Origin of the sequence: Streptomyces sp. NPDC050315, from assembly GCF_040655775.1 — a bacterium.
Taxonomy (GTDB): Bacteria; Actinomycetota; Actinomycetes; order Streptomycetales; family Streptomycetaceae; genus Streptomyces.
In genome coordinates this window covers 282,606-300,509 of sequence record NZ_JBFAKN010000007.1, presented here as the reverse complement: position 1 = coordinate 300,509, position 17,904 = coordinate 282,606, and the positions used below count along the sequence as shown (strand labels likewise).

Below are 17,904 nucleotides of genomic sequence, written 5' to 3'. Positions count from 1 at the left end.
GATCCCTGCTGTCTGCCGGGGCCGGGTGCCCCCGTCTGAAGGAAACAACGGCTGGAAACCGGACAGAATTCCCCTGGGGACCCGTCGTTTTTCTGATCATGCAGTACCCTGCGTCCCCACCGAGGGAGGCCGCATGCCGCTGAAGTGCAGGGAAGTGCAGGTCAGACCGGGCGTCGAGGCCGATCTGAGCGCCCTCACGGAGCTTTACAACCACTACATCCGTGAGACGGCGATCACATTCGACACCGAGCCCTTCACCCCCGAAGAGCGGAGACCGTGGCTCCTCTCCCACCCCGAAGACGGCCCGCACCGCCTTCTGGTTGCGCGGGAGAGCACGGGCGGTCCGGCAGCGACCGGTGACACGCCGCAAGGACGCCTCCTCGGGTACGCGACCACCAGCCCCTTCCGCCCGAAGCCCGCATACCGCACGTCCGTCGAGACGACGGTGTACCTCGCGCCCGAGGCGACCGGGCGCGGCGTCGGCACCCTGCTCTACAAGGCGCTCTTCGAGGCCCTGGAGGGCGAGGACGTGCACCGCGCGTACGCGGGCATCGCCCTGCCCAACCCCGGCTCGGCGGCCCTGCACGCCCGCTTCGGCTTCCGGCACGTCGGTACGTTCGCGGAGGTCGGCCGCAAATTCGGCCGGTACTGGGACGTGGCCTGGTACGAGAAGGAGCTCGGCTCCGGTTGACGCCCGCCGCGCCCGGGTGTCGCCTGGAGGGAGGGCGAGAGAGAGGAGCCGTCATGCAGACGCACGCTCGCACCCGCTCCACGGCCACCACGGCCGCGGCGCCCCGCCATCACCTGGCCGTCACGACCGTGGTCCCCGTCGCGGGCGGCATCGCCTACGGCATCTACGCGGGACTGCTCGACCACAGCACCGGCTCGTCCGGCGTCCACGCGTTCGTGCTCGGCCTGATCGCCACCGCGGTGACCATGGTCCTCGGGCTGGCCCTGATGCACAGCCAGTCCCGCATGATCACCGAAGTCCGGGCCCTCTCGTACGGCGTGATGTTCGGCGCCACGATGGGCTTCCTCTACAGCCTCGCGGGGACCTCGACGGTGCTGAAGGCGTCGGGCATGGGCGCCCTCTTCGGCGTGATCATGCTGGTCGTGGCCCTGTACCTCTTCCGTACGCACGGCACTCCGGGGGCGCGACGATAGCCCTCGCGCGCCCCCGGCAGCCGCACGCCGCGCCGCCCCGCCCCGTCGTCAGCCGACGGTCGGCGGGGCGTCGTCGTTGCCGCGCCGGATGGTGCGTAGGGGCTCCCCCGGGCGCCAGGTGACCAGCACGATGTGCGGATCCTCGACGTACGTCCGCACCACCTCGGTCAGCTCCGCCCGGAAGAGGTGGAACGGCAGCGGCGTCGCGGCCTCGTCCGCGTACCGTGCGAGCACATCCGCGTCCGTGACCTCCACGGCCCGCCCCGCGATCCGTACGTCCCCGTCCGCCATGTCGTCACCGGCGCCCGGATTGGCGTGCAGCGCGAACCGGGGATCGCGCCGCAGGTCCAGCGCCTTCCGGGACCCGGGCATCATGCCGAGCCACAGCTCCCCGCCCCGGAAGTCCGCCTCCAGGCCGGTCAGCCGCGGCGAGCCGTCCGCGCGCAGCGTCGCCAGCACATGGTGCCGGTACGCGCCGAACCGCCGCTCCACCCACCCCGCGAGCGCGGGCTCCGCCACGGAGAACTCCGACCAGCCCGCCGTCTTCGTGTTCGTCATGGCTCCAGACTGACGGGGATACCCGACATCTTCTGTCGGGTATCCCCGAGCTGCCTCATGACGGTCCCGCGTCCGCCGAGATCCAGCGCTCCGGGGTGAGGCGCACGGCGATCATGTCCTCGCCGCCCTCGGAGAGCGCCTGTCGTACGTACTCCGCCACGCCCTCCGGCGGCACGTACCGCCCGGCCACCTCCTCGACGTCCTCGACGGTGACCGGGACCAGCTTCGCCGGGCCCTCCGCCGTGACGTACCGATACGTCGGCGAGGTGCGCTGCACGGCCAGCGAGAACCGCCCCGCCGCTTCGATGAGCCGCGCCTTGCGGGACGTACGCCCGGTGAAGACCAGGAAGTCGCCGCCGGGGCGGTAGCTGTACCAGATGGGCACCGCCAGCGGAGCGCGTCCGCCCCCTGCCTCCACGGCCAGCACCGCGACGTGCGGCTCGGCGAGTAACTGGTCACGTTCTTCCACGGTGAGCGGCATCGCTGCGCCTCCTGGGGCGTCGATGTGCACGGAAGGTACAGCCCCACAACGAACGGCAGCCGCAGCGCATTCCGGCGCGGGGACGGGCATATCGGCCGTCCACTTCGTTGTTAAACCTTCAAGAACGCCATGGGCAATGAGACAGTGGATGGTATGAGCAACGACATGGCCGGTGAGCCGCGCTGGCTCAGCGACGAGGAGCAGTACGCCTGGCAGTCGTACCTGCACGCCACCACGCTTCTGGAAGACCACCTCGACCGGCAGCTGCAGCGCGATGCCGGTATGCCGCACATCTACTACGGCCTGCTCGTCCAGCTCTCCCAGGCGCCGCGGCGGCGGCTGCGGATGACCGAGCTGGCCCAGAACGCCAAGATCACCCGGTCCCGGCTCTCGCACGCGGTCGCGCGCCTGGAGAAGAACGGCTGGGTCCGCCGCGAGGACTGCCCCTCCGACAAGCGCGGCCAGAACGCCGTGCTCACGGACGAGGGCATGAAGGTCCTGGAGGAGTCCGCGCCGGGCCACGTCGCGACCGTTCGGGCCGCGCTGTTCGACCGGCTGTCCCCGGAGCAGGTACGCCAACTCGCGGAAATCTGCCGGTCGGTGGCGGACGGCCTGCAGCCGAAGGGCGCCGACCTGCCCTGGCTGCGCTGAACGCCCCCGCACGCGAAGCTGACCGCGCGCACGCGAAAGGGGCGCCCGAGGGGGCGCCCCTTCTTCACGTCTGCCTCAGTGCGCCAGCACCGGCACCGGCACGTCCTCGGCCGCGCCCGCACCGTCCTCGGAGCTCGCCGCCGGCGCACCCGCACCGGGCCGCCCCGTGGTGACGAAGACGAACGCGATCGCCGCCGCGAGGAGCAGGATGCCCGCCGCCCACCAGATGGCGGTCGTGTACCCGTGCACCATCGACTGCAGCTTGAGGACGTCCGCGGAGCGCGCACCGGCCGCGTGCGCCGTCGCGTACGCCGTGGTCGCGCCCGCCGCGATGGTGTTCAGCAGCGCCGTACCGATCGCGCCGCCCACCTGCTGCGAGGTGTTGACCATCGCCGACGCCACACCGGCGTCCTGCGCCTGCACACCGTGCGTGGCCAGCGACATGGCCGGCATGAAGGCCGTGCCCATACCGAGGCCGAGCAGCAGGAACGAGGGCAGGATCAGCGCCGGGTACGAGGTGTCCAGGTCGATCCGGGTCAGCGACAGCATGCCGATCGCGGCCAGCAGGAAGCCGGGGGCCATCAGCAGCCGCGGCCGGACCCGGGTCATCAGCCGGGCGCCGATCTGCGTCGAGCCGGTGATCATGCCCGCGATCATCGGAAGGAAGGCCAGACCGGTCGCGACCGGCGTGTACCCCTTCACGATCTGCAAGTAGTAGGTCAGGAAGAGGAAGAGACCGAACATGCCGATCACGGCGAGGCCGAGCGAGGCATAGACACCACCGCGGTTCCGGTCGGTGACCACGCGCAGCGGCAGCAGCGGCGCCTTCACCCGCGACTCCACGACCACGAAGGCCGGCAGCAGCACGCCGGCCGCCACGAAGAGGCCGATGGTCGGCGCGGCGCTCCAGCCGTCGGACTCGGCACGCGTGAAGGCGTACACGAGCGCGACCAGTCCGGCCGTGGCGAGGAGTACGCCGGGCACGTCGAGCCGGGAGGAATTACGGCCCTCCGCGGGCTCCCGGATGACCAGCAGCGCACCGGCCGCCGCGACCACGGCGAAGGGGATGTTCACGAAGAACGTCCAGCGCCAGTCCATGTACTCGGTCAGCACGCCGCCGAGGATCAGCCCGACGGCGCCGCCACCACCGGCGATGGCACCGAAGATGCCGAACGCCTTGGCACGCTCGCGCGCCTCGGTGAAGGTCACCGCGAGCAGCGAGAGCGCGGCCGGGGCGAGCAGCGCGCCGAACACGCCCTGCAGCGCGCGGGCGCCGAGCAGCATCGCGGTACTGCCCGCGGCACCGCCGAGCGCGGAGGCGAGGGCGAAGCCGATCAGGCCGATGACGAAGGTGCGCCGACGGCCCCACAGGTCGGCGACGCGGCCCCCGAAGAGCAGCAGCCCGCCGAAGGCGAGGGCGTACGCGGTGATGACCCACTGCCGGTTCCCGTCGGAGATCCCGAGGTCCGCCTGGGCGGAGGGCAGCGCGATGTTCACGATCGTCGCGTCGAGCACGACCATGAGCTGGGCGAGGGCGATGAATATGAGCGCTTTCCAGCGCCGGGGGTCCACATTCGGGACGGTTTTGGACATGGGTGGGTCCACCTAGGGTGCAAAGACGCACGCAATGCGCGTACGGAAAGGGGCGGGTGGCTCTGAAGGCGTTACGTGAAGTGAGCGTCGGAAGGGGTGTGCCGGGTCACCGGCGCGGAGCCGCGTCGGCCGCGGACGTCACCGGCGACATTGCCGGAGGTCGTCCAACGTGGCCGCGGACCCGGGCAGTTCGGAACGGGCGGGCGCCATCAGGCCGTCCAGGAACAGCTGGAGATGGCGGTGCACGAAGCGGTCGAAGTCGGCGCAGCCGGACCCCGGCAGCGGCCGCGTGAGCTGGGTGATCGCGACCATCAGGTCACCGACGGCGATGTCGGTGCGCAGTCGGCCGCTCTCGCGCGCGGCGCCCATGAGGGCCTCGACGGCCCGTTCCAGGCGGTCCCGCGCGGCGAGCAGGTCGGGGTGGTCCTTGTCGACGCCGTCGGAGAGGAGCGGGCAGAGCGCTCCGATGCGCTCCTCGACGGCGGCGTGCACGAAGACCCGGAGCGCCTGGAACGCGTCGTCCTCCGCCGCGAGCGCGCCGTCCGCACGGTCCGCCGTGCGGTCCATGACGGAGAGCGTGACGTGGTGGATCAGGTCGGCGCGGTCCGGGAAATGCCGGTAGAGGGTGGCGTTGCCGACGCCGGCCCGGCGGGCGACCTCGTCGAGCGGGACATCGGCCCCTTGCTCGACCATGATCTCGCGAGCGGCCGCGACGATCCGCTCCCGGTTGCGCTGCGCATCGGCCCGCAGTCGGGGCCGGGCCGCCTTGGCGGCGGGGGTCGGGGTGACGGTCACGTCGGCTCACTCCCTCCGAGTACGGGTGGCCTCGTGCGGCCTGTTCTTCCGGGTGCTTCCTGCCCTGCGGGGCGAAACCGGGGAGCGAGTCCCCGTTTCGCACGGACGCCTGGTTAAACGGGGACCGGCTCCCCGGTTATTTCCCGCACGCCTTGTGACCTGCGTCACCCGGCCCCGCCCCCGTGAAATCCGCCCCCGGCACCGGATGACGTAACCCGACGGGCAGGCCGCCGCGCGCCGTCCCAGGGTGAGCACATGAGGCAGATATCGTCCGCCCTGCTCGCCACCACGGCGCTGGCGGCCACGCTGGCCGTCCCGGCCCTCAACGCCGCCGCGCCCCGCCCCACCGGCACCGCCCGGCACGGCGACAGCCGGCCGGCCACCTCCCCGCCCCCGGACGCCCGGGACCGGACGGACGCCCCCACTGCCCCTCCAACGGCAACAGAAACGGGCACGAAGACGGGGACGACCGCGCGCGAGACAGCCTCAGCGCCTCCCCCGCACTCCCCCACGACCCCGACGCGCTCCCCTCGTACCCCCTCCGCGGCCCTCCCGTCCGGCCCCTGCGCCCTCCCCGGCGCCTTCCCCGGCACCCTCACCGGGGTATCGGAGGCGGCCGCCACGCCCCGCGGCTTCACCCGCGCCACCGGCCGCGTACGGGCCCTCACGGTGCTCATCGACTTCCCCGACGTACGCGCCGGGATCAGCCCCCGCGCGCGTTACGGCGAGTTCTTCCCGGCCGTCCCGCGCTTCTTCCGGCAGAGCTCCCACGGCAGGCTCGACTACCGCTCGACACCGATCCTGAAGTGGATACGGATGTCCCGCCCGCTGGCCTCGTACGACATCGGGCGCGGCACCTCCTTCAACCCCGCTTCGAAGAACGGCTATTACGCGGTGGCGAAGGAGATCGTGCGCACCGTCGACCGCAACGTGGACTTCCGCGCGTACGACCTGGTCAACGTCCTGGTCACGCCGAACGCCGGCCCGCCCGCGACCAAGAACGTCTGGTCCGTCACCTTCAGCGGCGGCCCGCTGGGCCTGCGAACGGGCGACGGTACGCAACTCAGGAACATCTCGTTCATCTGGAGCCGGCAGACCGGCCCGAGCGCCTACCGCGTCCTCAACCACGAGAACGCCCACTCCTTCGGCCTGCCGGACCTGTACTTCACCGACGGGCGCGCCGATCCGCACCCGGTGGGCCACTGGGACCCCATGGACGTGGACTGGGGCCCGGAGAACGACTTCCTCGGCTGGCACAAGTGGAAGCTCGGCTGGCTGACCCCGGACCAGGTGGACTGCGTGCACCGCCCCGGCTCGACCACCACCCACCGGCTCACCCCGGCCGCCGTCCCCGGCGGCACGAAGATCGCCGTCATCCCGGTCTCCCGGTACCGCGCGTACGTCGTGGAGGCCCGCCGCACCGGCCCGCTCGACCCGACCGCGTGCCGCCCGGGCGTCCTGATCTACCGCGTCAGCAGCGTCACCCCTTCGGGCCGGGGCCCGGTACGCGTCGCCGACGCCACCCCGAAGAGCGCCGGCTGCTACCGCAAGGACCCGAACGTCCGCGCCGGTCTGACCGACGCCACGTACCGCCCCGGCCAGACCTTCCGCGCCGCCGGCCTCACGCTCTCGGTCCTACGGAGCGCCTCGAACTCCCCGGACGCCTTCCGCGTCCGCATCACCACGCCGAAACGCCCCTGACGGGCGATCCCCATCTGGGGTCGGGCGGCCTCAATCCGTCCAGTGCAGCCGCCCCAGGCTGATCAACCGGAGCTGCCGGCGGGCACGCTCGGCGACCCGGTCACAGGCGCCCGCATCACCGCCGTCCGCCTCACCGTCGTCCGCCGCATCCAGGATCGCCGACGCGGTCATCACCAGATGATCGACGTACATCTCGGCGAGCATCAGTACGTCGTCGTCGCTCCAGGCGTCCGACACCGGCTGCGCCCTGAGCCCCGCCGCCACCTCCGCGGCGAACCGCGCCAGTTCGGCGGCTATCGCCTTCCGCACGGCGCGCACGCCCCCGTGCCGCTCCCGCGCGATGAAGCGCACATGCGCGGGGTTGTCCCGTACGTACTGCTCGACCACCGCGACCGTACGGTCGATGCGCTCCTCGGAGCCGGGCTGTTCGGCGAGGATCGCGCGGATCACGACGTGCAGGCTGCCGAGCGACTCCTCGACCAGCGCGACGCCCAGGTCGGGGATGTCCCGGAAGTGCCGGTAGAACGCCGCCGGCGCCACCCCCACCACCCGCGTCACCTCGCGCAGCCCGAGGCTGCTCAGGCTCTGCTCCGCCAGCAGCCGCAGCCCGGCATCGAGGAGCGCCTGCCGGGTCTTCTGCTTCTGGGCCTGCCGGACGCCGATGGTGTGACTCATGCCATTCAGTAAACATCCGTTCTCCGACACGATCCACCCCGGGGTCGCGCTAGACTCGATAGTCAGTGAACAACTGTCACACCAACTGTTCACCAACTGCTCAACCAACCGTCGATCAAGGCCACTCACCTCACCCGGAAGGGCCAGAAATGATCTTCCTCGTCGCAGCCTTGCTCCTCCTGGGAGTCCTGCTGGGCACCGCGGCACACCTCCCGCTCGACGCGACACTGACCGCGGCCGCCGCGATCGCCGTCTGGCTGCTGATCTTCGCCATCCGCGAGTACCGCACGAAGGGGGCCCGTCGATGACCACGCTCATCCACCGCGCCGAGACGCGCTCCGACAAGGCCGAGCCCACCGCGCGCACCGAGAATGGCCGCAAGGCCAACCAGGCCGACGGCATGGCCGTGGCCTCCTTCGTCCTGGGCCTGGTGGGCCTGCTCGTCATGAACGTCGTCCTGGGCCCGCTCTCGCTGACCCTGGGCGCCCTCGCGCTCCTCCGCGGCACCGCCCGCCGCGGCCGCGCCCTCCTCGGCATGACCCTGGGCCTCGCCGACCTCATCGTCCTGGCCGCCCTGGTCACCGCCGACGGCACCATCAGCTGGAACTTCCCCGCCTGACGCCGACACCTGGTGGCGAGACCGGGCACGACCCCATCCGCTACCCTGTTCACGGCCGGCCGCTGGTGCACGCACCACCCGCTCACCAAGAGCACCGCACCACGACTGACCGCCCCGCCTCCGTAGCTCAGGGGATAGAGCACCGCTCTCCTAAAGCGGGTGTCGCAGGTTCGAATCCTGCCGGGGGCACACGAAGAAGGGCCAGTTCAGAGGCGACAACCTCTCGAACTGGCCCTTCGGCTTACACCCGGCCGTGCCACACGGGTGCCACAACGCCCGCTACGAGCCCGCGTCCTCCCGCGTCTTGCGGATCATCGCGCCCAGCCGATCAGCGATCTCCCGGTCCCTGCCGTTGACCATGTGCTGATAGATCAGCGCGGCCCGTGGCGTGCTGTGGCCCATCCGGGTCATCAGCTCTCGCAGGCTCGCCCCGGACGCGGCAAGGGTGTTGCCCGTGTGCCGCAGATCGTGAAAGTGAACGTTCGCGGTGATGCCCGCCTTCGTGCGCGCCTTGATCCAGTCGTCCCGGAAGTTGCTCCGGCGGAGCTGCCCGCCCTGAGGCCCGACGAAGACATGCCCATCCCGGCCGGCACCGGCGAAGTACTCCAAGTGCTCCCGCACATCCGGAAGAAGCTCGGTCGGGAAGGCCACAGGGCGAATCCCCGCATCGGACTTCGGCGCCTTGTCGAAGAGCGCCCCGTTCTGCATCTCCGCCTGTGAGCGTCGGACCATGAGCACGCCGTTCTCGGTGTCGATGTCCCGACGGCGCAGCGAGGCCAGCTCCCCGAAGCGCAGCCCAGTGAACGCGGCGAGCAGCACGAGCAGCCGATAGCGCGGGGTGATCGCGTCCGCAGCGGCGAAGACCTCAGCCACGGTGAGCACCGGACGCTCCGGCACGTCGTAGCTGTCAGCCCCCTTGATCCGGCAAGGGTTCCGGCGGATCAGCTCGTCATCCACAGCGGTGTGCATGACCGCACGAAGGATCTGGTACGCCTTGACCACGGTCGGCTCCCCCACGTTTTCGAGCAGAGCAGAGCGCCAGGCACGCACGTGGCTGGTCGTGATCGAAGACAGCGGACGAGCGCCGAGAGTTGGCAGGATGTGCAGCCGAATCACCGACTCGTTCCGCTCCCGCGTACGGTCAGCGAGCTTACGGTCCCGCAGCCACGCGGTCGCGTAGTCGGCAAGCAGCACCTTGCCGGCATCGGGGTCCGCCCACTGGCCACGCGAGATGTCCGCCTCGATGTGGGACAGCGCGACCTCAGCATCCTTCTTGGTCGGATAGGTCTGTTCAGCGCTCCGGAGCTGTCCAGTACCGGGGTCCCGATAGCGCGCCTGCCAGCGGCCGGACTTGAGCTGTCGGACGGCCCCGAAGCGACGACGCTTCCCCTTGGCATTGGGCATCAGGCAGCCCTCCGCAGGAGATGGCGGGCGGAGATCGGCTGGACGGTGTGCTCATTGATGTAGCTCTCCAACACCGTTTCCGGGATACGAACGTGGCGTCCAACCCGGACGAAGGTGATCCGTCGTTCCTCAATGAGCCGTCGGGGGAAGCGCACCGTCGTACCAAGCCTCTCTGCGGCCTGTTGCACGGTCAGCAGGCGGTCAGCCACGGTCACCACTCCCCTTCGGTGTCGAGTTCGGCGCGGACTTCACGGGCGATCTCACGGTTGGCTTGGATCTCCTTCGCGAGGTTGGCGGCGAGCCAGGACTCACCGGGGGTGTGGCCGTGCCCGGCGTAGGCCCAGTGGGCGATGACCCGGGTGGTCGCCTCCGGGTGGTCGTCGGGGTCGGGCAGGCCGAGGGCGGCGCGTTGCTGGGCGGCGCGGTAGTCGGCGCGGACCTGGCGCAGGGCGCCGAGGGTGGTGGAGTACCGCCGGGACTTGGTGGAGAAGTGGCCGCGGAAGCCGAGCATGTGCGCCCACTGCCACAGCTTCCGGTCCGGGTAGAGCTCATCCAGATCCCGGCAGGCGCGGATCAGGCGCCGGGTGTGGTCGGGCAGATCGGGGACCTTGTCCAGCTCACGCAGTTCGCCGATGCGGCGGTCCACGGTGCCGGTGGTCTCAGCGGCCTTGGTGGCGTACTTCGCCACGTACGAGGCCACGGCCTGCTCGGTGAGGTCTTCCCCGGCTCCGAAGGCGCCGATGGGGCGGACGTCGAGCTGGGTGCCCCAGCGCAGGACACGCTCCGGCTGATCCCCGACAGCACCGAGGACGATCTCCGCGCGGGCAGCGGCAGCCCGCAGGGCGTCGGTGAGCAGGTCGATGGTCGCCCAGGCCGGGGGCGCGGTGTCCGAGCCGTCGGGTCCGTCGAAGCGGATGACGGCGTGGAAGTGGATCGCGCCGCGCTTTTGGTACTCGGCGACCTTGCCGTACGAGACCCGGAGCTGTTCCTTCAACTCACGCTGGGTGATGCCGGCGCGCTTGGCCAGCTCCCGGGGCAGGTAGATGGTCACGTACCGCCACAGGTGTCCCGCGTGGTTGTTCCACAGCACCGCCCCCGCGTAGTCGTAGCGCTCCGGGTCCAGCGCGGTCCCGAGTTCGGGCGCGTCGGCTTGGTGGTGGACGCCACAGCGGCAGGGACGGTGACCGTTGTCGGGGCGATTGTGCACCGGGCCGAAGGACGGGGCGGTAAGGGTGGCGAAGACGCGGGGGTGGTCGCGGACGGTCTCCGGGGTGCCCTTGGCCTGGTCACCGGTCAGTCCGGCGCGGATGAGGTGATAGGTGTCGCCCGCGTAGGTCCAGGCGCAGGAGGGGCAGCGGGAGGCACGGCGGTTGCCACAGGCCACCCGGAGCCGCCCACCGGGCTCGCCATCGGTGGAGTAGCTGTGCAGGACGGTGCCGGTCGCGCGGTCAATCGTCTTCGTGGCGCCGGTGAGGTGGATCGGGTCGGAGCAGCCGCCGGTGCGGCGGATCTGATCTCGCCAGCGGTCGAAGCCGGGGGCCCCGGCCACCCGGAGGAGGTCCCCCAGGGTGGTCGGGTCCAGGCCCGCCAGGGTGGCGGCGTCACTCACGCGGACACCTCGCGGGCGATGGCCGGGCGGCGGGCGACGTTGCCGGCGCCCTCGCAGGTACGGCAGACGACGGTGAGGGTCTGGCGGGAACCGTCGGGGTTGGTCTGGCCAGTGGTGATGGCCACGGTGGGGAAGCCGTCGCAGTCGGGGCAGAGCCGGACGCGGGCAGGGGCGTTCTCGGGCATCATGAGGAGTCCCTTTCGGGTCTGGGGATCTGGAAGGGGTCAGGCGCCCGGGACGGCGGAAACTTGGCGGTCGATGCCGCCCCGGGGGCCGCTTAGCGCTTGCGAGCGAGCTTGAGCGAGACGCCCGCGCCGCCCACGGTGGGGACGGCGGCCGCGGCAGCGGCGGCCGCGATCTGGAACGTCACAGCGAGAACGATCAGGACCACGGATGCGCCGACGGCGATGGTGATGGTCAGCAGGATCGGTCCGGCGTAGGAGCGGGGCGGGGCCTGAATGACGACGACATCGCCGGGGTGGATGCCGGGCGGGATCAGGCTGGCCGGGCGGTGGTTGGCACGGAGCTGGGCGTCCGGGTGACGCATGGCGGTTCCCTCCCTTCGGCGTCAGGGGTTGCAGCGGTGGGTGCGGGCGGCCAGTTCGGCGGCGGAGCGGTCGTCGTAGTCGACGGAGAAGCCGCAGCGGGGCACGGTGCAGGCGGCAGTGTGCTTGGTGCGTCCGCGGCCGTCGTAGTGGGAGCCGACCTTGACGGGGCCTAAGCGCAGGACGTTGTAGAAGCGGTTCGGTCGGGGCATGTCAGGTGTCCTTTCAGGCGAGTTGGGCGGTGATGGCGTCGGCGAGCACGGGCGGGACGCCGAGCCGGGCGCGGAGGGTGTCCGCGTCGATGGGCGTGCCGGTAGCGGCCTGGTGGGTGTCAGCGACCTTGCGGGCGTGATCCAGCAGTGCCGGCGGGACCGCGGGCGCCGACGAGGCAGGCCGGGGCGTAGGCGTGACCGCTACGAGCTCCGGTGACGGGTCTTCTGCCTCATCCGGCACTTCCTCGGGTACCGGCTCCGGCGCGGGCAGTTCGGCCGGGGGCGGCTCCGGGGCGCGTTCGACGGTGACCTGCTCGGGAACCGGTTCCGGCTCCGGCGTCGGCTCGATGACGAGGGTGTGCACTTGCCGCATCAGGGCGCCGAAGGCCAGCAGCGCGGCCGACGGCGGGACGGCGGCCACCACGTAGTCCAGAACAGGGGCGCCGACACCGACCCCAGCGACATTGAGGCCGATGCTGCCGAGCGATCCGGCGACCGTCAGACCGATCGCCCACCAGTCGGTCACGTGCCGCAGCGCGGCGCGGAACATCAGGACCTCACCGGCCAGGATGAACAGGTCGATGGTGCCCGGCCAGGCCCACCGACGCTCCGGCGACGAGCCGAGGCCGTGCGACTGGGCGACCGAGGCGAGGTGGGCGTAGGACAGCCAGAACGCGGCGATCGTCAGAACCATGATCACCGCTCCGGCGACGAGGATCGCGGTGCGTTCCGCCTGCGGCTTGGTCATCGCGTCCTCCTTTCGAGGGGAGCAGGGGCCGGGCGGCGGGACCTGTCAGGCCGCCCAGCCGGATGGTCAGTGGGAGGCTTCGCCGGTGCCCCAGCAGGTGGTGCACAGCGCGGCCTGCTGATGGTCGGTGAGCCTCTTGCCGCGCGGGCCGACGCGGACGGCAGTGGCGGTCTCGCCCTTGCCGCCGCAGTCGGTGCACTTCTTGACGGCCTTGCTGCGGGTCGCGCGCTTGGATGCGGCCATGACTGTGGGTCCTCTCGATCCGATTCCGACATGGGTGGGGTAGGGACCTGGCGCGAGACGGTCACGCCAACCGGAGAGAGCTGTGGTGCTACTCGGTGACGGGCTGGGGCTTGATCAGCGAGGGCGCGTCATCGGCGGCGGGTTCCGCCGGCACGTGCGGGCGGAACGGGGCCAGCGCGGGCACGTCGGGGACGAGGTGGGCGTACTCCCGGCAGACGGCAGCCGCTTCGGCCGGGGTGGTCTCTGGAGTGCGGATGCGCGACCAGCCGCCGGAGGCGTCTCCTGCCACCGCGACACCGGGCCGGTCGGCGGCGATCAGCGTTGCGGCCAGGACCGCGTCCGGGGAGACGTCGCCCAGGCCCATCTCGGCGGTCTGCTTGTCGTTGACGCGGTGGACGACGCGGCCGGTGAGCTGGGCGCGGAGCATGGTGGCGCCCTTGCCCAGCTCGGCACCGAACCGCTGACCGCAGACCTCCAGGTAGATGCCAACCGCCCGGGCCATCTGAGCCAGGCGGACCATCTGCATGACCATCCGATCCCGGCGTTCCTCATCCTTCTTCGCGGCGGTGAGGAACAGCTCGGCGACCTCATCGACCAGGACCACCAGCGGCACCGGCCGCACGTCCTCGGGCAGGCCCCACAGGTCCGAGACGTGATGGGCGCTGAGCAGGTCGAAGCGCTCTTCCATCTCCTGGATCAGTACGCCCAGCAGCTCGGCGGCGGTCTCCGGGGTGGTGGCCAGGGCGGAGAGCCGGGGCGCATACGCGCTCTGCTCCACCCCGCGCTTGCAGTCGATGCCGACCAGCCCCACATCGAGCTTGGCCAGCCCGGTGATCAGGTTGCGCTGGTACATGGACTTCCCCGACTGGTTGGCGCCGAGCGTCAGGGCGTGGGGGACCTTGCGGTAGTCCCGGACATAAGCGCTGCCGTCCTCGCGCAGGGCGACGGGCACCACCATCGGCCCGCCGGGCCGCATCCGGCGCGGCATCTTCACCCGGCGGAGCACGTCGTAGCCGGTCATCCGCAGTTCCACCACACCGGGCTTGGTCTCGGCGACGGTCACGGAGTGGACGCCCCAGGCGTGCCTCAGCCGGTTGGAGGCCGCCGCCACATCGGAGGGCTCCAGCCCGGCGGGCAGCCGGAGGGAGGCGACCAGGCCGGTGGAGGTGCCGCGTACCCGGCGGACCTTCGGGGGCACCGGCTGGACCTCGCGGCGGGCGACGTTGCGGACCATGAACGCCCGCAGCTTCGAGGGCTGCACGGTCAGCCCGCACACGTCCATCGTGGTGCCGTAGGTGAAGGTGAACCGGCCCATCGTGACCGGCAGGCCCACCAGCGACCAGTACACGCGCGGGGCGTGGGCCTTGGCGTAGCCGAGGCCACCGACACCGGCGAGCGCACCGGTGGCCTCCAGCACCGTAGTCAGGTCCGTCATGATCAGGCACCCGCCGCGAGAGCCGTCGCACGGAAGGCGATGCCGTGCCGCTTCTCGCCGTTGAACTCGTTCTCCCAGTCCCGCGCCTTCAGGCCGACCACCGAGACCGGCATGCCGGGGGTCAGGCCCTCCGGGACGCCCGTCTCCGGCACGGACACCTGGTAGAGGTTGCCCTCCCCCTCATCCGAGACCAGCAGACCCACCGTCATCAGGTCGGCACCGGTCTCGCGGTCCTTGGCAATCTCGCCCGTCTTCCGGTTGGCGACCTTCGGGGTCGGCGCGGTCGCGACGAACACCACGGCAGTCGACGTGTCGATCTTGAACGAAGGCATGGAACACCCCTTGTTTCTGGGGAAGCCGCCCTGTCGGCGACCTCTCTAGACATCTACGAGTGAAGCGCACGTCTCTAGAGATGTCAATGGAGATGTCTAGAGAGGTTCGCGTGTGGTGGGAAGGGACACCAGGCCCGGATGCAGCGACGGACGTATGTCCTAGGCTGTCTAGAGAGGATGAAAGGAGGAAGACGCAATGACCGCGAAGAACGGCGCCCGACAGCCGAAGTACCAGCGCATTGCTGACGCGCTTCGGGAGGCAATCACGGCAGGTGAGTACGGCCCTGGTGATCGCTTGCCGGGCGAGAACGACCTCATGGCGAAGTACGACGTGGCCCGGATGACGGCCCGGCAGGCTCTTGGAGTCCTGCAGAACGAGGGACTCGCCGAGTCACGCAAGGGTGCCGGCGTGTTCGTCCGGGCGTTCCGACCGCTGCGACGGCGCGGCATCCAGCGCCTCTCCCAAGAGCAGTGGGGCTCAGGCCGCTCGATCTGGTCGGCCGACACCGAGGGCCGACAGCTCACCGTGGATCAGGTCACCGTCACTGAGGAGCCGACTCCCGAGCGGATCGCGAGCGTCCTGGACATCTCCCCGGAGTCAGCCGTCTGCGTCCGCAACCGGCGATTCGTCCTCGACGGAAAGCCGGTCCTGCTGGCCACGAGCTACCTGCCTGCAGAGCTCGTCGCGGGCTCGGCCATCACCCAGGAGGACACGGGACCGGGCGGCACGTACGCCCGCCTTGCCGAACTCGGAGCCAAGCCTGTCCACTTCCGCGAAGAAGTGCGGTCCCGCATGCCCTCCCAGGACGAAGCGAAGCGGCTCAACCTCTCCATGGGCACGCCGGTGATGCTCATCTGCCGGACCGCCTTCGCCGACGGAGGCCGCCCTGTCGAGGTCAATGAGATGACCCTTGACTCCGCTTCCTATGTGCTTGAGTACGACTTCGACGCCTAGCCGATCAATGCGACGACCAGGTGCCGGGCTGGCGCGCCACCTCGAAGATGCGGTCAACGGTCTCCGAGGACAGCACAGGTGTCATGCCTGACAGCAGGCGGTCCAGCCCGGCAACGTCGACGACGAGTACGGGTGGAGCTGAGTTCTTCACCGTGACTTCGGCAGCGTCCACGACAGCGATGACGGGCCGGACGGGCACCGGCACAGCGCAATGCCGAGCGAGGATCTTCTCTACACGCTGTGCCTCGTGCTGACTGATTGCGATGTGCCGGGTGGGAGAACGGTTCACGGTGATGGCGTGATCTCCGTACCACACTGTCTTGCCCTTGTGCCGCTTCGAGTTGATCGTGAAGACACCGGCCGGACCGATGGCCAAGTGATCGATGTCGGATCCGCTCGCCCACTGGATGGCGTGCAGGACATGCCACTCGCGCGAACGTAACTTGTTGAGCCGTCGTGCTGTGGCCCGCTCTCCGATCAGACCATCCGTCCAGGAGCGGATCTCAGACTTGGGGGACAGTCGGGCGATCATCCGCTTGAAGCCGTTGGGCTCCAGCTCCACGATCTTTTGGCGTACGGCGGCACCCGGTCTATTCAATGCCAGATCTTCGTGCATCATCCTGCCTTCCTGCGAATCAGTTACGGCAGTCAGAGCAGCATGCGTACGTCGCCACGACAAGATGGCATTGAGCGGTGGGGGAGGAGAGCTGTTACAGGTTTCTCTACCTCATCAAGCCCCTCCCTACGGTCGGGGAAGGGGAGGGCGGGGGATCACTCTTGGGCTCTCGCTGAGGGGTGCCGTTCCCTGCCGGGCCTACCTGGTGCCGCTCTCTTGGGTTCGCCGGTTGATCCCGTGGGCGCCGATCGGGGCCAGCGACCACCACGCAGCGCGGCGGCCGGGCACTTCGCGGCAGGCCCTTCACAAGCCGTCCGGGCTGCGGCTGTGACCTTGTAGGTGCTCTTGCCTTCGACATCCGGCGCGCAGGCCAACGGCTGTGCCAGCCGCCGCTAGGAATCACACCCCACCGGCCCATAAAGGGCCGGCGCGGGCACGGGGACTCGGGCGCCGCTCCTGCCTTCGGCCCGCTCCGCCCGGCCCCCGGCCCCGCGCCACCGAACGCTGCCACGGGGTGATTCCCTACACGCTTTGCCCCGCCCAAAGCAGCACCGGAACGAGCAGCGCTTCCCACCGGCCAACACCACCACCAACGAACCCCAGGCCACCACGGACACCCACCACCAGCCCAGGCGAAGCAGCCACACCCAGGCCCGAGACTCAGGGCGGACCCAGACGGGGAGCCCCGAGGGCGGCGAGAAGAGTGCAGATGAGAAGGGGTGAAGGTGGAGGCGGAAACGGTGAGCGGTTTACGTGACAGGCGCACTCCCGACCGCCCCATAGGCCCTAGTCCTGTGGAGAAAGCCAGCTACGGGAGGGGTGGGGCCGGGGCAGCCGAGCACTCCGGGCGAAAACGCCGACATGGGGCAGGCCACCGTACCGACGCCGTCACGGATGCTCCAGCGTGAGCGGACCGGACTCGAAGGTCATGGCCGAGGGGGAGCTACCTGCTGCCGCGCTGTGGCGAAGGCCCGTAGGCGTTCCACTCGACGCGGCACCGTCGTGGCCAAGGAGCGTGTCGCGCCTACGGAGCAAGCCATCGTCCCGCCGCGGGCGCCATGCACCAGCCGCGAAGCAACAGCGTCCAGCGCAGGAACGTAGGGGACAAAACCAGCCATCACTCTTAGTAACAACTACGGTCCGGTAATGCGTGAAGCGCATCACCGATGCCTCTAACGCATATCCAATGCGTTATCTGCGATAGCTCAGGGTGTTTTCCATTTCCGGACAGCAGCCGAGAGTAATCGGAGCGCGTTGGGACCATGGCCGGTCTCCGCTAGCGTCCTCGCGTCAACACAAAGCCCACCTGACCGCTGATGCTTGGTCGCGCGAGCGGCAGGTGGGCATGGAACCTGGAGGTTCGTAGATGAGTGTGTCCCGAGCATGCGGGGGACTGTCAATTCCGACGTGGCAGCCTTGGCTCGTCACTGTCATCGTCGTCGTAGTGCTCGTATGGCGTCCAGCGGCGGAGGTCGCTGGAGCCTATGCGAACGCTGTAGCCGTTGCGGCTCTACTGTTCGCCAGCTCTAATTGCAGCTCACCAGCCCCCAAGCGACGGTAGCCGGTCA

Annotated in this window: 23 protein-coding genes and 1 tRNA gene; 8 read left to right on the top strand and 16 right to left on the bottom strand. The window is 70.2% G+C overall.

What is annotated here, in order from left to right; translation table 11 throughout:
* Nucleotides 1-133 precede the first annotated feature (133 nt).
* Both AB0I82_RS26820 and AB0I82_RS26815 read left to right on the top strand, forming a co-directional pair.
* On the top strand, nucleotides 134-691 hold the full coding sequence (locus AB0I82_RS26820; protein WP_363259886.1) for an N-acetyltransferase family protein: 558 nt from the start codon (nucleotides 134-136) through the stop codon (nucleotides 689-691).
* Nucleotides 692-744: 53 nt separating this feature from the next.
* Nucleotides 745-1,164, top strand: coding sequence for a hypothetical protein (locus tag AB0I82_RS26815; protein ID WP_363259885.1), 420 nt, complete (start codon nucleotides 745-747; stop codon nucleotides 1,162-1,164).
* A gap of 48 nt (nucleotides 1,165-1,212) precedes the next feature.
* On the opposite strand, the gene AB0I82_RS26810 is transcribed toward AB0I82_RS26815, so the two are convergent.
* Together AB0I82_RS26810 and AB0I82_RS26805 are read right to left on the bottom strand one after the other, a co-directional pair.
* Nucleotides 1,213-1,722, bottom strand: a complete 510-nt coding sequence (locus tag AB0I82_RS26810) for a pyridoxamine 5'-phosphate oxidase family protein (RefSeq protein WP_363259884.1) — start codon at nucleotides 1,720-1,722, stop codon at nucleotides 1,213-1,215.
* A 55-nt stretch (nucleotides 1,723-1,777) separates the two neighbouring features.
* The gene (locus AB0I82_RS26805) at nucleotides 1,778-2,203 is read right to left on the bottom strand and encodes a pyridoxamine 5'-phosphate oxidase family protein (RefSeq protein WP_363259883.1); all 426 of its coding nucleotides are present in this window, start codon (nucleotides 2,201-2,203) and stop codon (nucleotides 1,778-1,780) included.
* Nucleotides 2,204-2,356: 153 nt separating this feature from the next.
* On the opposite strand from AB0I82_RS26805, the gene AB0I82_RS26800 reads away from it, so the two are divergent.
* Nucleotides 2,357-2,854 carry a MarR family transcriptional regulator gene (locus AB0I82_RS26800; protein ID WP_363259882.1) on the top strand — a complete coding sequence of 166 codons (498 nt, stop codon included), beginning with the start codon at nucleotides 2,357-2,359 and terminating at the stop codon, nucleotides 2,852-2,854.
* 75 nt (nucleotides 2,855-2,929) lie between these two features.
* Here AB0I82_RS26800 and AB0I82_RS26795 read toward each other — a convergent pair whose 3' ends face one another.
* A complete protein-coding gene (locus AB0I82_RS26795) occupies nucleotides 2,930-4,447 on the bottom strand; it encodes an MFS transporter (RefSeq protein ID WP_363259881.1) in 1,518 nt (505 codons plus the stop codon).
* A 138-nt stretch (nucleotides 4,448-4,585) separates the two neighbouring features.
* Nucleotides 4,586-5,242, bottom strand: coding sequence for a helix-turn-helix domain-containing protein (locus tag AB0I82_RS26790; RefSeq protein ID WP_363259880.1), 657 nt, complete (start codon nucleotides 5,240-5,242; stop codon nucleotides 4,586-4,588).
* A 255-nt stretch (nucleotides 5,243-5,497) separates the two neighbouring features.
* Here AB0I82_RS26790 and AB0I82_RS26785 point away from each other — a divergent pair, with 255 nt between their 5' ends.
* Nucleotides 5,498-6,943 (top strand): M6 family metalloprotease domain-containing protein, encoded by a 1,446-nt coding sequence (locus tag AB0I82_RS26785; protein ID WP_363259879.1) that lies wholly within the window; start codon nucleotides 5,498-5,500, stop codon nucleotides 6,941-6,943.
* A 30-nt stretch (nucleotides 6,944-6,973) separates the two neighbouring features.
* Here the strand turns inward: AB0I82_RS26785 and AB0I82_RS26780 are convergent, their stop codons facing one another.
* Complete coding sequence (locus AB0I82_RS26780) at nucleotides 6,974-7,618, bottom strand: TetR family transcriptional regulator (protein ID WP_363259878.1); 645 nt, start codon at nucleotides 7,616-7,618, stop codon at nucleotides 6,974-6,976.
* A gap of 149 nt (nucleotides 7,619-7,767) precedes the next feature.
* On the opposite strand from AB0I82_RS26780, the gene AB0I82_RS26775 reads away from it, so the two are divergent.
* From AB0I82_RS26775 to AB0I82_RS26765, 3 genes are all read left to right on the top strand, one after another.
* Nucleotides 7,768-7,926, top strand: a complete 159-nt coding sequence (locus AB0I82_RS26775; protein WP_169746153.1) for a hypothetical protein — start codon at nucleotides 7,768-7,770, stop codon at nucleotides 7,924-7,926.
* Nucleotides 7,923-8,237 (top strand): hypothetical protein, encoded by a 315-nt coding sequence (locus tag AB0I82_RS26770; RefSeq protein ID WP_363259877.1) that lies wholly within the window; start codon nucleotides 7,923-7,925, stop codon nucleotides 8,235-8,237. The genes AB0I82_RS26775 and AB0I82_RS26770 overlap by 4 nt, the downstream gene beginning before the upstream one ends.
* 116 nt (nucleotides 8,238-8,353) lie before the next feature.
* Nucleotides 8,354-8,426, top strand: a tRNA-Arg gene (locus tag AB0I82_RS26765).
* Between the two features lie 90 nt (nucleotides 8,427-8,516).
* Here AB0I82_RS26765 and AB0I82_RS26760 read toward each other — a convergent pair.
* The 10 genes from AB0I82_RS26760 to AB0I82_RS26715 all read right to left on the bottom strand — a co-directional run bounded on the left by AB0I82_RS26760 (nucleotide 8,517) and on the right by AB0I82_RS26715 (nucleotide 14,765).
* Nucleotides 8,517-9,641 (bottom strand): tyrosine-type recombinase/integrase, encoded by a 1,125-nt coding sequence (locus AB0I82_RS26760; RefSeq protein WP_363259876.1) that lies wholly within the window; start codon nucleotides 9,639-9,641, stop codon nucleotides 8,517-8,519.
* The gene (locus tag AB0I82_RS26755) at nucleotides 9,641-9,856 is read right to left on the bottom strand and encodes an excisionase family DNA-binding protein (RefSeq protein WP_363259875.1); all 216 of its coding nucleotides are present in this window, start codon (nucleotides 9,854-9,856) and stop codon (nucleotides 9,641-9,643) included. Before AB0I82_RS26755 ends, AB0I82_RS26760 begins: the two co-directional genes overlap by 1 nt.
* Nucleotides 9,853-11,250, bottom strand: a complete 1,398-nt coding sequence (gene repSA / locus AB0I82_RS26750; protein WP_363259874.1) for a replication initiator protein RepSA — start codon at nucleotides 11,248-11,250, stop codon at nucleotides 9,853-9,855. Before repSA ends, AB0I82_RS26755 begins: the two co-directional genes overlap by 4 nt.
* Nucleotides 11,247-11,435: a hypothetical protein gene (locus AB0I82_RS26745; protein WP_363260015.1), complete on the bottom strand. Its 189-nt coding sequence runs from the start codon at nucleotides 11,433-11,435 to the stop codon at nucleotides 11,247-11,249. Before AB0I82_RS26745 ends, repSA begins: the two co-directional genes overlap by 4 nt.
* A gap of 92 nt (nucleotides 11,436-11,527) precedes the next feature.
* Nucleotides 11,528-11,797 carry a hypothetical protein gene (locus AB0I82_RS26740; protein ID WP_363259873.1) on the bottom strand — a complete coding sequence of 90 codons (270 nt, stop codon included), beginning with the start codon at nucleotides 11,795-11,797 and terminating at the stop codon, nucleotides 11,528-11,530.
* A 21-nt stretch (nucleotides 11,798-11,818) separates the two neighbouring features.
* Entirely contained in the window at nucleotides 11,819-12,007 is a 189-nt protein-coding gene (locus AB0I82_RS26735) for a mobile element transfer protein (protein WP_031050283.1), read from the bottom strand.
* Nucleotides 12,008-12,020: 13 nt separating this feature from the next.
* Nucleotides 12,021-12,755 carry a DUF2637 domain-containing protein gene (locus tag AB0I82_RS26730; protein WP_363259872.1) on the bottom strand — a complete coding sequence of 245 codons (735 nt, stop codon included), beginning with the start codon at nucleotides 12,753-12,755 and terminating at the stop codon, nucleotides 12,021-12,023.
* A 66-nt stretch (nucleotides 12,756-12,821) separates the two neighbouring features.
* The gene (locus tag AB0I82_RS26725) at nucleotides 12,822-12,998 is read right to left on the bottom strand and encodes a hypothetical protein (protein WP_363259871.1); all 177 of its coding nucleotides are present in this window, start codon (nucleotides 12,996-12,998) and stop codon (nucleotides 12,822-12,824) included.
* Nucleotides 12,999-13,086: 88 nt separating this feature from the next.
* A complete protein-coding gene (locus tag AB0I82_RS26720) occupies nucleotides 13,087-14,433 on the bottom strand; it encodes an FtsK/SpoIIIE domain-containing protein (RefSeq protein ID WP_363259870.1) in 1,347 nt (448 codons plus the stop codon).
* 2 nt (nucleotides 14,434-14,435) lie between these two features.
* Nucleotides 14,436-14,765 (bottom strand): hypothetical protein, encoded by a 330-nt coding sequence (locus AB0I82_RS26715; protein WP_363259869.1) that lies wholly within the window; start codon nucleotides 14,763-14,765, stop codon nucleotides 14,436-14,438.
* Nucleotides 14,766-14,961: 196 nt separating this feature from the next.
* On the opposite strand from AB0I82_RS26715, the gene AB0I82_RS26710 reads away from it, so the two are divergent.
* Nucleotides 14,962-15,720 carry a GntR family transcriptional regulator gene (locus AB0I82_RS26710; protein ID WP_363259868.1) on the top strand — a complete coding sequence of 253 codons (759 nt, stop codon included), beginning with the start codon at nucleotides 14,962-14,964 and terminating at the stop codon, nucleotides 15,718-15,720.
* A gap of 4 nt (nucleotides 15,721-15,724) precedes the next feature.
* On the opposite strand, the gene AB0I82_RS26705 is transcribed toward AB0I82_RS26710, so the two are convergent.
* Nucleotides 15,725-16,339, bottom strand: coding sequence for a nuclease-related domain-containing protein (locus AB0I82_RS26705; RefSeq protein ID WP_363259866.1), 615 nt, complete (start codon nucleotides 16,337-16,339; stop codon nucleotides 15,725-15,727).
* Between the last annotated feature and the right edge of the window lie 1,565 nt (nucleotides 16,340-17,904).

Coding starts and splice junctions, on each gene's coding strand:
- AB0I82_RS26820 (WP_363259886.1), top strand. CDS start 134: ATGCCGCTGAAGTGCAGGGAAGTGCAGGTCAGACCGGGCGTCGAGGCC.
- AB0I82_RS26815 (WP_363259885.1), top strand. CDS start 745: ATGCAGACGCACGCTCGCACCCGCTCCACGGCCACCACGGCCGCGGCG.
- AB0I82_RS26810 (WP_363259884.1), bottom strand. CDS start 1,722: ATGACGAACACGAAGACGGCGGGCTGGTCGGAGTTCTCCGTGGCGGAG.
- AB0I82_RS26805 (WP_363259883.1), bottom strand. CDS start 2,203: ATGCCGCTCACCGTGGAAGAACGTGACCAGTTACTCGCCGAGCCGCAC.
- AB0I82_RS26800 (WP_363259882.1), top strand. CDS start 2,357: ATGAGCAACGACATGGCCGGTGAGCCGCGCTGGCTCAGCGACGAGGAG.
- AB0I82_RS26795 (WP_363259881.1), bottom strand. CDS start 4,447: ATGTCCAAAACCGTCCCGAATGTGGACCCCCGGCGCTGGAAAGCGCTC.
- AB0I82_RS26785 (WP_363259879.1), top strand. CDS start 5,498: ATGAGGCAGATATCGTCCGCCCTGCTCGCCACCACGGCGCTGGCGGCC.
- AB0I82_RS26780 (WP_363259878.1), bottom strand. CDS start 7,618: ATGAGTCACACCATCGGCGTCCGGCAGGCCCAGAAGCAGAAGACCCGG.
- AB0I82_RS26775 (WP_169746153.1), top strand. CDS start 7,768: ATGATCTTCCTCGTCGCAGCCTTGCTCCTCCTGGGAGTCCTGCTGGGC.
- AB0I82_RS26770 (WP_363259877.1), top strand. CDS start 7,923: ATGACCACGCTCATCCACCGCGCCGAGACGCGCTCCGACAAGGCCGAG.
- AB0I82_RS26760 (WP_363259876.1), bottom strand. CDS start 9,641: ATGCCCAATGCCAAGGGGAAGCGTCGTCGCTTCGGGGCCGTCCGACAG.
- AB0I82_RS26745 (WP_363260015.1), bottom strand. CDS start 11,435: ATGCCCGAGAACGCCCCTGCCCGCGTCCGGCTCTGCCCCGACTGCGAC.
- AB0I82_RS26740 (WP_363259873.1), bottom strand. CDS start 11,797: ATGCGTCACCCGGACGCCCAGCTCCGTGCCAACCACCGCCCGGCCAGC.
- AB0I82_RS26735 (WP_031050283.1), bottom strand. CDS start 12,007: ATGCCCCGACCGAACCGCTTCTACAACGTCCTGCGCTTAGGCCCCGTC.
- AB0I82_RS26730 (WP_363259872.1), bottom strand. CDS start 12,755: ATGACCAAGCCGCAGGCGGAACGCACCGCGATCCTCGTCGCCGGAGCG.
- AB0I82_RS26725 (WP_363259871.1), bottom strand. CDS start 12,998: ATGGCCGCATCCAAGCGCGCGACCCGCAGCAAGGCCGTCAAGAAGTGC.
- AB0I82_RS26720 (WP_363259870.1), bottom strand. CDS start 14,433: ATGACGGACCTGACTACGGTGCTGGAGGCCACCGGTGCGCTCGCCGGT.
- AB0I82_RS26715 (WP_363259869.1), bottom strand. CDS start 14,765: ATGCCTTCGTTCAAGATCGACACGTCGACTGCCGTGGTGTTCGTCGCG.
- AB0I82_RS26710 (WP_363259868.1), top strand. CDS start 14,962: ATGACCGCGAAGAACGGCGCCCGACAGCCGAAGTACCAGCGCATTGCT.
- AB0I82_RS26705 (WP_363259866.1), bottom strand. CDS start 16,339: ATGATGCACGAAGATCTGGCATTGAATAGACCGGGTGCCGCCGTACGC.